At 69.9% G+C, this 12,749-nt stretch carries 8 protein-coding genes; 4 read left to right on the forward strand and 4 right to left on the reverse strand.

From position 1 onward, the window contains the following. Positions 1 to 253: 253 nt before the first annotated feature. Positions 254 to 1,831 (reverse strand): long-chain-fatty-acid--CoA ligase, encoded by a 1,578-nt coding sequence (locus V3W46_RS05250; protein WP_331782046.1) that lies wholly within the window; start codon positions 1,829 to 1,831, stop codon positions 254 to 256. A gap of 110 nt (positions 1,832 to 1,941) precedes the next feature. Here V3W46_RS05250 and V3W46_RS05255 point away from each other — a divergent pair, with 110 nt between their 5' ends. The 3 genes from V3W46_RS05255 to V3W46_RS05265 are packed head-to-tail and all read left to right on the forward strand — an operon-like array spanning position 1,942 to position 7,719. After that, entirely contained in the window at positions 1,942 to 3,234 is a 1,293-nt protein-coding gene (locus V3W46_RS05255) for an O-acetylhomoserine aminocarboxypropyltransferase/cysteine synthase family protein (RefSeq protein ID WP_331782047.1), read from the forward strand. Further along, a complete protein-coding gene (locus V3W46_RS05260) occupies positions 3,234 to 3,845 on the forward strand; it encodes a CoA-binding protein (protein ID WP_331782048.1) in 612 nt (203 codons plus the stop codon). Before V3W46_RS05255 ends, V3W46_RS05260 begins: the two co-directional genes overlap by 1 nt. 49 nt (positions 3,846 to 3,894) lie before the next feature. Further along, entirely contained in the window at positions 3,895 to 7,719 is a 3,825-nt protein-coding gene (locus V3W46_RS05265) for an AfsR/SARP family transcriptional regulator (RefSeq protein ID WP_331782049.1), read from the forward strand. Positions 7,720 to 7,740: 21 nt separating this feature from the next. Here the strand turns inward: V3W46_RS05265 and V3W46_RS05270 are convergent, their stop codons facing one another. Continuing rightward, a complete protein-coding gene (locus V3W46_RS05270) occupies positions 7,741 to 8,568 on the reverse strand; it encodes an ABC transporter permease (protein ID WP_331782050.1) in 828 nt (275 codons plus the stop codon). Further along, positions 8,565 to 9,668 carry an ATP-binding cassette domain-containing protein gene (locus V3W46_RS05275; protein ID WP_331782051.1) on the reverse strand — a complete coding sequence of 368 codons (1,104 nt, stop codon included), beginning with the start codon at positions 9,666 to 9,668 and terminating at the stop codon, positions 8,565 to 8,567. Before V3W46_RS05275 ends, V3W46_RS05270 begins: the two co-directional genes overlap by 4 nt. A 191-nt stretch (positions 9,669 to 9,859) precedes the next feature. Between V3W46_RS05275 and V3W46_RS05280 the strand changes: the two genes are divergently transcribed. Continuing rightward, the gene (locus tag V3W46_RS05280) at positions 9,860 to 10,783 is read left to right on the forward strand and encodes a sulfurtransferase (RefSeq protein ID WP_331782052.1); all 924 of its coding nucleotides are present in this window, start codon (positions 9,860 to 9,862) and stop codon (positions 10,781 to 10,783) included. Between the two features lie 147 nt (positions 10,784 to 10,930). Here the strand turns inward: V3W46_RS05280 and V3W46_RS05285 are convergent, their stop codons facing one another. Then, entirely contained in the window at positions 10,931 to 12,742 is a 1,812-nt protein-coding gene (locus V3W46_RS05285) for a thioredoxin domain-containing protein (RefSeq protein WP_331782053.1), read from the reverse strand. Positions 12,743 to 12,749: the final 7 nt, after the last annotated feature.

Genomic DNA, 12,749 nt, shown 5'->3' on the forward strand with positions numbered 1-12,749 from the left:
CACTCATCGCCGCTCTGTCGCTCGCCGCGGTCGACCTGCTCACCTGAGCCGACACACGAGGGGTTTCGATACGCAGCTGCGCTGCTACTCAACCAACGGGCGGGGTCAGCCGCCAACCGGAGCCGACACACGAGGGGTTTCGATACGCAGCTGCGCTGCTACTCAACCAGCGGGCGGGGTCAGCCGCCGACCTGAGCCGACACACGAGGGGTCTCGATACGCAGCTGCGCTGCTACTCAACCAGCGGGTGGGGTCAGCCGCCGACCGGAGCCGACGACTCTTCGCGGGCGACGTAGGCGGCCACGAGCTCGCGCTTCAGAATCTTGCCCGACGGGCCGAGCGGCAGCGTCTCGACGATCTCGATGTGCCGCGGGTACTTGTACGCCGCCACGTCTTCGCGCACGAACTCGGCGAGTTCGTCGGCGGTCGCCGCCGCTCCGGCTGCCAGTACGATCGACGCCACGATCTCCTGCCCGTGGGTTTCGTGCGGCACGCCGTACACGGCGACCATGGCGACCGCCGGATGCCCGGCCAACACCTCTTCGACCTCACGCGGGTACACGTTGTAGCCGTTGCGCAGGATCATGTCTTTGGTGCGGTCGACGATGGTGATGTAGCCGTCGTCGTCTCTGCGCCCGAGGTCGCCCGTGCGGAACCAGCCGTCGACGATCGCCTTGGCGGTGTCGCCTGGCCGGTTGTGGTACCCGTTCATCAGGTTGTGGCCGCGGATGACGATCTCGCCGAGCTCGCCGCGCGGTAGCATGACGATGCGGTCGGCCGTCTCGGCGTCGGCGATCTCGACGTCGACGCCCCAGATGGGCGTTCCGACGGTTCCGGGGCGGGGTGGCACGCCGACCATGTTGAAGGTGGCGACCGGCGAGGTCTCGGTGAGGCCGTAGCCCTCGTGGATCTCGGTGCCGAACACTTCCCTGAAGCGGTCGATGACCGCGACGGGGATGGCTGCTCCACCCGAGATGCCGTAGCGCAGCGGCGGCCGGTCGGGGGTGCGGGTCGCGGCGTCGAGCAGGGCGAAGTACATCGTCGGCACGCCCATGAAGATCGTGCAGCGCTGCTCGTTCATCACCTGCAGCGCCGCGTCGCCGCTGAACTTCGGCACCATGACGATGGTCGCACCCGCCCTGAAGACGGTGTTCATGGTGCAGGTCTGCCCGAACGTGTGGAACAGCGGCAGCGCCCCCAGCACCCGGTCGCCCTCTGCCATGTCGAACGTCGTCATGAGCGACACGTTCACCTGCTCGACCAGGGCGAAGTGCGAGCCCTCCGCGCCCTTCGGGGTGCCGGTCGTGCCGCTCGTGTACAGAATCGTGGCCGTGTCGAACGGCCCGCGCTGCACATACGACTCGATCGGTACGGATGCACGTGCCTCGTCTTCGAGGCGGGGCGGCAGCTCGGGGCTGGCCTCGGGCATCAGCACGCTGATCACGGGCACCTCCGCGAGGGCGGCGCCCTTCGCCCCCTCGGCCAGCAGCGGAGCGGCGCACACGAGCAGCTCGGCGCCGCTGTCGCGCAGCACGTACTCGATCTCTTTGCCCTTCAGCAGGGCGTGGATGGGCACCACGACGCCGCCCAGGGCCAGCACGGCGTAGTAGACGCGCGGAAAGTCGGCGACGTTCGGAATGAGCATGGCGACGGCCGTGCCCTCCTTCACCCCGCGGTCGCGCAGTGCGCCGGCGTACTGCCTGGTCTGCTGCCAGAGTTCGGCGTACGTGGTCTCGGTGTCGCCCACCACGAGGGCGACGTTGTCGGGGGTTCTCTGGGCCGCCTCAACCAGGATGCTGGCTACAGAAACGGTGGCAAATCCGGTGCTCATCGGGGGCTCTCTTCGGTCGACGTTGACGTGTTCGTAGTTTAGCTTTCGTTTATTACAGAATGGGGCGGCCCGGGGCGGGGGCTGGCGAACGCTCAGGTAGCGTTGGGCTCATGGCAGATCGCGAATACGGCTTCAGAACTCGGGCAATCCACGCAGGCAACATTCCCGACGAGGTGACAGGTGCCCGCGCCCTGCCCATCTACCAGTCGTCTGCGTTCGTGTTCGACGACACGGCCGACGCGGCGGCCCGCTTCGCACTGCAGAAGTACGGCAACATCTACAGCCGGCTCGCGAACCCCACGGTCGCCTCGTTCGAGGAGCGTGTCGCGAGCCTCGAGGGCGGCCTCGGGGCTGTCGCGACCGCCTCGGGTCTCGCCGCGCAGTACATCACCTTCGCCTCGCTCGCCGGTGCCGGCGACCACATCGTGGCCTCGGCCAACCTCTACGGCGGCTCGATCACCCAGCTCGACGTCACGCTGCGCCGGTTCGGCGTCGACACCACCTTCGTGCAGAGCTCAGACCCGGCCGACTACGCGGCGGTCATCACCGACAAGACCAAGCTGCTCTTCGCCGAGACCGTGGCGAACCCCTCAGGCGAGATCGCCGACATCGAGGGGCTGGCCGAGGTCGCCCACGCCCACGGCATCCCGCTCATCATCGACTCGACCATCGCTACGCCCTACCTCAACCGCCCCATCGAGTGGGGCGCTGACGTGGTCATCCACTCGGCCACCAAGTTTCTCGGCGGGCACGGCACGACGCTCGGCGGTGTCGTCGTCGAGAGCGGGCGGTTCGACTGGCACAGCGACCGCTTTCCGCTGTTCGGCCAGCCGGTGCCGAGCTACGGCGGCCTGCAGTGGTCGGGCAACTTCGGCGAGTACGCGTTTCTCACCCGGCTGCGCGCCGAACAGTTGCGCGACATCGGCCCCGCGCTCGCCCCGCACTCGGCCTTCCTGCTCGCGCAGGGCGTCGAGACGCTGCCGTTCCGCATGCAGGCGCACGTCGACAACGCCCGTATCGTGGCCGAGTGGCTCGATGCAGACCCGCGTATCGAGTTCGTCAACTGGGCTGGGCTGCCCGGGCATCCGCACTACCAACGCGGCCTGAAGTATCTGCCGAAGGGGCCCGGTTCGGTGTTCAGCTTCGGGGTGAAGGGCGGTCGGGATGCAGGGCGCACGTTCATCGAATCGGTCGACCTGGCGAGCCACCTGGCGAACATCGGCGACGCGAAGACCCTGGTCATCCACCCGGCGTCGACCACGCACGCCCAGCTGAGCGAGCAGCAACTGCTCGACGCCGGCGTTCTGCCCGGCGTGGTGCGCATCTCGGTGGGAATAGAAGACCCCGACGACATCGTTTACGACCTTGACCAGGCTTTGACGAAAGCAACGGAGGGCAAGTGATGTCACTGACCATCGATTCTGCGAACGCAACCGGTTCGGCTGCCGACGACGACCTCATCACCGCCCAGAACGCCAACGGGCTGACCTGCTCGGTGCCGTCGAGTTCGCCGCTGGCGAAGCTGCTGAAGTCGCAGCGCACGTGGGTGGGCCCGAGCGCGAAGGAGCGCCTGAAGATTCTGCGCGCGGCCAAGTCGGTCGCGATCGTCGGCGCCTCGCCCAACCCGGCGCGCTCGAGCTACTTCGTGGGCACCTACCTGCTGTCGTCGTCGAACTACCGGGTGTACTTCGTCAACCCGAATGCCGACGAGATTCTCGGCCAGAAGGCCTACCCCGACCTGGCCTCGCTGCCTGAAGTGCCCGACATCGTGGATGTGTTCCGCAAGGCCAGCGACATCCCCGAGGTCATCGACGATGTCGTCGCCGCCGGTGCGAAGACGGTGTGGGTGCAGCTCGGCATCTGGAACGAGGAGGCCGCGCTGTACGGCGAGAGCAAGGGCCTCACCGTGGTGATGGACCGCTGCATCAAGGTGGAGCACGCGCGATTCCACGGCGGCCTGCACCTGCTCGGCTTCGACACCGGCCAGATCAGCGCGCGCAAGCAGCTGCGCTGAGCCGGGCTGCCGGGCGGGAGCTGTCAGCCCACCGGGTTACCATCTACAGGTGACGTTCACCGCCGCTTCTGAGGCGCCTTCCCCCCTGCGGGTCGCGCTGCTCGGCCCCGTCGAGGTCGAGGCACAGTCGGGCGTGTTGATCGAGCCCACCGGCGTGCTGGCGAAGCGGTTCATCGCTCTGCTCGCGCTGGCCGCGGGCCGCACGGTGTCGACGGCCACCATCGTCGATGAGCTCTGGAACGACCGCCCACCCGCCAGCGCCCGCGCCGCGCTGCAGACGCTCGTATCGCGCCTGCGCGGGGTGTGCGCCGAGGGGCTCATCGCGACCTCGCCGTCGGGGTATCGCCTCGCCTGCAGCCTCGACCAGGTCGACCTGCTCCAGGCTGAACGGATGCTCGCCGACGGCCCCTCGGGCGAACGACCCCGCCCCACCCTCCCCCAGCTGCGCGCCGCGCTCGCGCTCTGGCGCGGCGAGGCCGGCGCCGACGTCGCCGACGGCGAGCTGGGGCGCGAGCTCGCCGACCGCGCTGCGGCGGCACGACAGGCACTCAACCGCCTCTACGCCGACCGACTGTCGGCGGCCGGGGAGCATGAGCACGCGATCGGTGTGCTGCGCGGGCTTCGCGCCGAGCATCCGTTCGACGACACGATCGTGCTGCGCCTGCTCGCCGCGCTCGTCGCCGCCGGCCGCCCGGGCGAGGCGCTGACCGAGTTCGAGGCGCATCGGCGCACGCTGCGCGACCAGCTCGGCGCGACGCCGAGCGCCGACGTGCTGGCGGCGCACGCGGCACTGCTGCGGGCATCTGACGACGACGGCGGCGGCGACGCGGCGGTGGGGTCGCGGGCGACGGGCGGGCGAGCATCGGGGTCGGGGTCGGCGTCGGGGTCGGGGTCGCGACCGCCGGGGTCGGCGTCGGGGTCGCGACCGCCGGGGTCGGCCGACTCGGCTGACGACGGTGACGCTCATGGCGGCGGGGGCGGCGGGGGCCGAGATGGCTCGGGCGCGGGTTCGGGCGCCGCTGCAGGGTGGGGACCGGATTCCGTCCCTGCGACGGTGTCGGGTTCGGCTTCAGTGTCGGGTTCGGGTTCGGCCGCGGGTTCGGGCGCGGGGTCTGGCTTGGGTGCGGGTGCGGATCTGTCGGTGGGCGCGGGTGCGGATGCGTATGCGGGCCAGGTGACGGGAACAGGCGTGGGCCTGGGCGTTGGTGCAGGCGTTGGCCCGGTCGTCGGCGCGGGTGTGGGCGCGGGCGGCGTGGGCTCGGTCGTGCGGCCGCCCCTGCGGCTCGGCGTCAAGGCGCAGCCCAACGCGCTGATCGGCCGCGACGACGACCTGGTCGCGCTCAACACGATGGTCGGCGAGGCGCGGCTGGTGACGATCCTGGGGGCGGGGGGCCTCGGTAAAACCCGGCTCGCCCAGGCGCTGGCGGGCGATGAGGCGCGGGGCCAGACGGCCGTCGTGTTCGTCGAGCTGGCCAGCGTGCGCAGCCCCGACGACCTGCTCGTTGCGATCGGCAGCGCCAGTGGGGTGCGCGAGGCGCAGACGGCCACCCGGCTGTCGGGGCTCGTGAACCGCGACGACCTCGAGACCCGCATTATCACTCGGCTGTCGGAGCAGCGCACACTGCTCGTACTCGACAACTGCGAGCACATTGTCGATTCGGTTGCGGTGTGGGCCGCCCGGGCCCTCGAGCGGGTGTCGACGCTCGGCATCGTGACGACCAGCCGCTCGCCGCTGCAGATCGCGGCAGAGCGGGTGTACGCGCTCGGTCCGCTGCGCAGCGGCCCCGGCGAGCGCGCAGCATCCGCATCCGCACCCGCACCCGCATCCGCTCCCTCACCCGCACCCGCACCCGCACCCGCAGACGAAAGTGCAGTCGGCCCCGCCGTGCAGCTGTTCTACGAACGGGCCCGTGCGGCACGGCCATCCGTCGTTCTGCACCGCGAGACGGTCGAGCGGCTCTGCGACCGCCTCGACGGCATGCCGCTGGCCATCGAGCTCGCCGCCGCGCGGGTTCGCTCGATGACCGTCGACGAGATCGAGCGCCGGCTCACCAACCGGTTCTCGCTGCTGACCGGCGGCGACCGCACCGCGCCCGAACGGCACCAGACCCTGCTGGCCGTCATCGACTGGAGCTGGAACCTGCTGAACGACGTCGAGCGTCAGCTGCTGCGCCGCCTGGCGCTGTTTCCCGACGGGTTCAGCGAGAGTGCGGCCGAGGCGGTCACCGGCATCGACCCCGTGACCGACGTTCTCGACGCCCTCGTCAACCAGTCGCTTGTCGCCGTCACCGAGAGCGAATCGACCGGCATGATGCGGTACCGCATGCTCGAGACGGTTCGCGAGTTCGGTCAGATGGCACTCATCGACGCCGGCGAAGACGACACCGTGACGGCGGGCATGGCCCGCTGGGCATCGGCCTTCTCGCGTACGATGACCCCGCGGCTCGATGGGGCGACGCAGATTCCGACCTTCCGACTCATCTCTGAAGAGCACGACAACCTCGTCGACATTCTGCGCCGGGCCATCGACAGGCGTGACGGCGAGAACGCGACCTTCGTCTTCTCGCTGCTGTGCGCCTACTGGACCATCCGCGGCGCGCACTGGGAGGTCGTCGGCTTCGGCACGGCCTTTCTCGACGCGACGCGCGGGTACAACCCCGAGCTCGCCACCGGCACGGGCGATGCCGCAGCGGATGACCGGCACACCCTCGACGCGGTCGAAGCCCTCGTGCGATGCCTCGCCATGGTGGGGGCGGTCGGCATGTTCGGCGACCTCCGCACCGGAGCAACCGCACGCGCTCGTCTGCAGAGACTCACCCGCATCGACGAGGTGGGCAACGAGCGCATGCGCATGGCCGCCCGTTTCGTTCTGAGTGTCGGCAGCGAGAAGGCCCTGATGGCGCTCATGCTCGAGGCCCGCTCGACCAGCGATCCGATGACCTCGTCATACGCCTGGCTCACCAGCACGCAGTATGCCGAGAACGCCGGCGACATCGGCGACGCCCTAGACTACGGCGCGCGCGGCTTCGACCAGGCGATGCTGGCCGACGACCTGTGGACGCAGTCGATGATGGCCTCGATGCTCGCCCAGCTGCACAGCCAGTCGGGGCACCCCCGCGAGGCCCTGCGCTGGGCCGGGCGTGCGCGGGAGGGGCTCGCGGTGCTGAAGGCCGACGACGACCTGCAGCAGCTCGAGTGGCTGATCGCGATGAACCAGATCATGGTCGGCGACACCAGTGAGGCGAGCGCGGCGATCCGCTCGCTCACCGAGCGCACTGTTTCGCCCGAGGGAACCGTCTCTCCCGACATGTTCTCGCGCGACATGGTGTCGATCGGATGGTCGGGGCAGGCCGAGATCGACCGCATGAACGGTGACGTGGCGTCGGCCCTCGTGAACTTCCACCGGGCGCTCGACTTCTTCGCGTCGCCGCGCGAGCGAAGCTCCCCATGGTTCCTGATGCTCGGCAGCGTGTACCTCTCGGCCATCACGTTCGACGGCGTCGACGACCCCGACGAACTGGGCCACGCGCGCCGGTTCGCTGCGCGGTTGCGCTCGCGCATCCTGGCCACCCACCGGGTGAAGCCACGGTTTCTCGACCTGCCGGTGCTCGGCTGCGCACTCATCGGCCTGTCGGCCTGGCTGCTGCCCGCGCACCCCGGGGAGGCGCTGCCGATGCTGGCGCTGGCCGAGCGGCTCGGCTCGAGGCAGGATTCGCCGGCGCTGTATCGCGAGCTGCATTTCGCCCGGGCATCCGCTCTGTGCGGGCCCCAGGCCGTGGCCGACGCCCGGGCAGAGGTCGTGGGGCTCGACCCACGCAGAAGCGCGGCCCTGGCCTTCAGTCTGCTGAAGGAGAGCCGCGCTCTGCGCCGGTGATTCCGGTGCCGATGCGGTCTGTCACGCCTTGCGCATGTAGGCCCGAACCGTGAGGGGCGCGAACACCACGACCACGGCGATCGCGCCGACGAGTGCCCACAGCGCGTCGTAGCCGATCGCGCCGTTGTTGGTGAGGTCGCGCACCGCGGTGACGAGGTACGAGACGGGGTTGATGTTCACGAACCACTCGAGCCAGCTCGGCATGGTGTCGGCCGGCACGAACGCGTTCGACAGGAACGTCAGCGGAAACAGGATCATCATCGAGATGCCCTGGACACTCGAGGCGCTGCGGCCGATCATGCCGAAGAACGCCCAGATCCAGCTGATCGCCCACGAGCAGACGATGACGAGCAGGGCTGCGCCCAGGATGCCGCCGATTCCGCCGGCCGGGCGGTAGCCCATGATGAACCCGGTGATGAACGTGATCGTGGTGGCGATGGCGTAGCGCAGGGTGTCGGCCAGCAGGGCGCCGGCGAGCGGCGCAATGCGGGCGATGGGCAGCGACTTGAAGCGGTCGAACACGCCCTTGTCCATGTCTTCGCGCAGTTGTACACCGGTGACCACCGAGGTGGTGATGACCGTCTGCACCAGGATGCCCGGGATGATCAGGGGCAGGTAGTTCGCCACGCTGCCCGAGATCGCCCCACCGAAGATGTAGGTGAACATCACGGTGAAGATGATCGGCTGCAGGGTGACGTCGAACAGCTGCTCTGGGGTGCGGCGCACCTTGATGAGGCCGCGGCCGGCCATCGAGAGGGCGTTCGAGACGCTCTGCTTGAACGTGACATGGTTGCGCAGGTCGCGGCCCGCTCCGGGCACGATCGTGGGGCGCAGGGTGAGTGAGCTCATGCGAGCACCTTCGCTTTCGGGGAGGAGGAATCGGGGTCGGTGGGGGTGGTGGGGCCTGCGCCGGTGGGCGGTGTGCCGGAGGAGCTCTCGGAGCCGTCGGCCCCGGCGGCATCCCGAGCCCGCTGTTCGGCGTCTTCGGCCTCTTCGTCGGCGACGGAATGGCCGGTGAGCGAGAGAAAGACCTCGTCGAGCGTCGGCTTCTGCACCGACAGTTCGCGCAGCTCGATGCCACGCTCACGCAGCGCGAGCAGCAGGTCGGTGACGTCTTCGACCCGCTCGAGCGGGGCGGTGAGGCGCGAGCCCTCGGGCGAGACGACGGCGGTGGAGCCGAGCACCCGTTCGATCAGCTCGCGCGCCGTCTCGACCTCTTTCGTGTCGGCCACGCGCACCTGCAACGACGACGAGCCGACCGAGGCCTTCAGGTCGTCGGGCGTTCCTTCGGCGACGACCGTGCCGCGGTCGATCACGGCGATGCGGTCGGCGAGCTGGTCGGCCTCGTCGAGGTACTGCGTGGTGAGCAGCACCGTCGACCCCGTGGTGACGAGCTCGCGGATCGTCTCCCACATCTGCGCGCGGGTGCGCGGGTCGAGGCCCGTCGTGGGTTCGTCGAGAAAGATCAGCGGGGGCTGGGCTATGAGGCTGGCTGCGAGGTCGAGCCGCCGCCGCATGCCACCCGAGAACTGCTTGAGCGGCCGCTTCGCGGCCTCGGTCAGGCCGAACTGTTCGAGCAGCTCTGACGACTTGAGGCGGGCTGCCTTGCGCGAGAGGCCGAGCAGGCGTGAGAACAGCACGAGGTTCTCGGTGGCCGAGAGGTTCTCGTCGACCGAGGCGTACTGACCGGTCACGCCGATGAGCTGCCTGACGATCTGCGGCTCGCGCTGCACGTCGTGCCCGAAGATGGTGGCCTCGCCGCCGTCGAGTTTGAGCAGGGTGGCGAGCATGCGGATGGTCGTGGTCTTGCCGGCGCCGTTCGGGCCGAGCACGCCGTACACGGTGCCGGTGGCGACCTGCAGGTCGACGCCGTCGACCGCGCGGTTCGTGCCGAAGAGCTTGACGAGGCCGTGGGCCTCGACGGCCCAGTCGGAAGGTTGTGAAGTCATGTGAGTGCCTTTCTGAAGCGGTTCACTTGCTTGATGGCTCCACTCTGCGGCAGCCCGCTCACGCGGCGCTGACGTGCCGCTTACATGGGCCCACACGGGTCACGTGACGCTGACATGAGGCTGTTACCCGATCGTGACTCTCTGTTGCAATACACAGCCCAGTGTCGTCGGCCGCGGCTAGCGTTGAGCACGTGACCACCTCACCTGCCACCCTCACCACTGCGCCGATACTGGTGTCGCCCCTCGTGTCGACCCAGTGGCTGTGCGACCACCTCGGCTCTGACGCCCTGGTGGTTCTCGACGCCACGGTGCTCTCGGTCACCGCCTTCGACGGCCGGCAGGCGTGGTTGAGCGGCCTCGACGACTACCTCGTGACCGGTCACATTCCGAGTGCCGTGTTCGCCGACCTCCTCGAAGAGCTCTCTGACGTATCGGCGCCGTTCGGGTTCACGCGGCCGTCGACCGCGCGGTTCGAAGAAGTCGTCACCGCCTTCGGCATCACCAACGGAACGACGGTCGTCGTCTACGACAGCGCGCAGGGTCAGTGGGCGGCCAGGCTCTGGTGGCTGTTCCGGGCGTTCGGCTACGACCAGGTGGCGGTGCTCGACGGCGGCCTCACGAAGTGGAACGCCGAAGAACGACCAGTCGAGACCGGCTACACCGAGCCGGCTCCGGCCGCCGACCCGTTCTTCGCGACCGAGCAGCCGCACTCGTGGGTCGACAAGTCGTTCGTCGAGTCGGTGCTCGACGGGCGAACGGATGCCCTGCTGCTCTGCGCACTGGCTCCGCGAGAGTTCTCGGGCGAGGCCGGGCGACGCTCGAGGCCCGGGCACATTCCCGGCAGCGTCAACGTGTCGGCGACCCGCCTCATCGACCGTGAGACGAACAAGCTGCTGCGCCGAGACGCCCTGCGGGTCGCCTTCGAGCAGATCATCGACGAGGCGCTGGCGGGCAGGCGGGTGGTCGTCTACTGCGGCTCGGGCATTCTTGCCGCGTCAGACGCCCTGGCGCTCACCCTGCTCGGCGTGCCCGACGTGTCGATCTACGACGGCTCGCTGGCCGAGTGGGTGGCCGACCCGGCCGCGCCTGTCGTCGCGACGGTCGCCGCACACTGACGCTGGGTCGCCTCACGCCTCACGCCTCACGCCCCCGCTTCCCGCCTGCCGCCTCCCGCCTCCCGCCTCCCGCCCTTCACCCTGCCCGCTCGGCCCAGGGTGGCCCGCAGCGGCAGGCTTGCGGGCGGCCCCGGTGACGCGGCACCGTCAGTCGGCGGCGGCCTGGCGCAGGCGGTAGAGCTGCTCGAGGGCGGTGCCGAAACCGATCGGGCGCGACAGGGCGTCGGCGGCCACCGGGGCCAGGGCGCGCACGGCGAGATCGGCGTACCGGCCGTCGCCCGTGGTGCCGGCGAGGTCGATGGCAGCCGTCGCGAGCGCGCTCACCCCCGACGGGTAGGCGCCCTCTGATACGTCGCCCTCGATGACGAGGCCGCGCGCCGCCAGCACCGGGTCGCCTCCACCCGGAACAGCGAACACCGACCGACTCGCGCCCGGCGCCTCCGCGACTCCACTCGAGGGCGCATCGCCTGCGCCCGTCGAGGCTGGCGAGTCGGCAGCAGCCGCGTCGGCGACGCCCGGCGAGGGCACTGTGTCGGAAGCGGCCGGGGTCGGGACGGTCACTGCGTCGAGGAGGGCTCGGCCGAGGGCGGCGTAACGGGGGTCGCCTGTGACGGTGGCCAGACGGCCGAGGGCGGTGGCGAACATTCCGTAGTCTTCGAGGGTCGCACGGGCATCCGAGGTTCGTTCGCCGAGGGAGGCGCGCAGCAGGGTGCCATCGGCGCGGCGGTGCCGGGCGAGCAGGTACTCCGTCGCGGCCACGGCCGCCGCGACCCAGCGCTGTTCGCCGAACACTGCGCCCGCGCGGGCGAGGGCCGCGATGGCGAGACCGTTCCAGCCCGTCAGAATCTTCGCGTCGAGCTTCGGGGCGGGCTGGAAGGCCCGAGCGGCCGCGTCGAGCGCGTAATAACCGCCCTCCGATTGGCGGCCGTCGACCAGGCTCTCTGAGTCTTGCGCCGACGCGAAGCCGCCACCGTCGATCTGCAGAACGTCGAGGAGGAAGCCCGCGACTCCGGCCGCCGCCTGCGCTGCCCACGGTTCTGCGGCCGGCTTCGTGGCGGCTGTCGTGTACACGTCGAGCAGCAGCGCGTTGTCGTAGAGCATGCGTTCGTAGTGCGGCTCGCTCCAGTTCGCGCGGGTGGCGTAGCGGAAGAATCCGCCCTCGACGGGGTCACGCAGGTCGGAGGCCGCGATCTTCTCCAGCGTGCGCAACGCCAGCGGGGCATCCGCCGTGCTGAGAAAGCCGAGCACGGGCGCGACGGGGAATTTCGGGGCGCCGCCGAACCCGCCGTTCACGGTGTCTTCGTACGCTTCGAGCTCGGCGATGACCCGATCGAACTCCGCGCGGCTCGGCACCGGGTCGCGCGCGTCGTCGGCGGCATCCGCACCACCCGCGCCACCCGCACTGATCGCGGCGTTCGGATCGTCTGCGTTGCCTGACGGAGACCCGGGGTGCGCCGGGCGCGGGGCCGACAGCGCTTCGACGATGGCCGCCGCCGACTGCTCGACGTCAGAGCGCCGCAACCGCCACGCCTCGATCACCGCGTCGAGCACCTGGCTGAACGAGGCGACTCCCTGCACGGGCACCGGGGGCGAATAGGTGCCCGCGAAGAACGGCCGGCCCTGCGGCGTGACGAACACGTTGAGAGGCCAGCCGAGGTTCTGCGTGAAGGCGGCAGCGGCTGCGAGGTAGAAGGCATCGACCTCCGGATGCTCTTCCCGGTCGACCTTGACGGCGACGAACTGCTCGTTCAGCCGCGCCGCCAGCACCGGGTCGCTGAAGCTCTCACGCGCCATCACGTGACACCAGTGGCACGTCGAGTAGCCGATCGACACGAGAACGGGAACGTCTCGGCGCACCGCCTCGTCGAAGGCCGCCTCGCCCCAGGGGAACCAGTCGACCGGGTTGTCTGCGTGCGAGCGGAGGTACGGACTGATCGCCTGCGCGAGTCTGTTGGCCATGGTGACC

The sequence above is a fragment of the Subtercola sp. YIM 133946 genome, from assembly GCF_036553535.1.
Lineage (GTDB): Bacteria > Actinomycetota > Actinomycetes > Actinomycetales > Microbacteriaceae > Subtercola.

What these genes read in the sequence shown, in the direction of transcription:
- V3W46_RS05250 (WP_331782046.1), bottom strand. Translation starts at nt 1,831, where the DNA reads ATGAGCACCGGATTTGCCACCGTTTCTGTAGCCAGCATCCTGGTTGAG.
- V3W46_RS05255 (WP_331782047.1), top strand. Translation starts at nt 1,942, where the DNA reads ATGGCAGATCGCGAATACGGCTTCAGAACTCGGGCAATCCACGCAGGC.
- V3W46_RS05260 (WP_331782048.1), top strand. Translation starts at nt 3,234, where the DNA reads ATGTCACTGACCATCGATTCTGCGAACGCAACCGGTTCGGCTGCCGAC.
- V3W46_RS05270 (WP_331782050.1), bottom strand. Translation starts at nt 8,568, where the DNA reads ATGAGCTCACTCACCCTGCGCCCCACGATCGTGCCCGGAGCGGGCCGC.
- V3W46_RS05275 (WP_331782051.1), bottom strand. Translation starts at nt 9,668, where the DNA reads ATGACTTCACAACCTTCCGACTGGGCCGTCGAGGCCCACGGCCTCGTC.
- V3W46_RS05285 (WP_331782053.1), bottom strand. Translation starts at nt 12,742, where the DNA reads ATGGCCAACAGACTCGCGCAGGCGATCAGTCCGTACCTCCGCTCGCAC.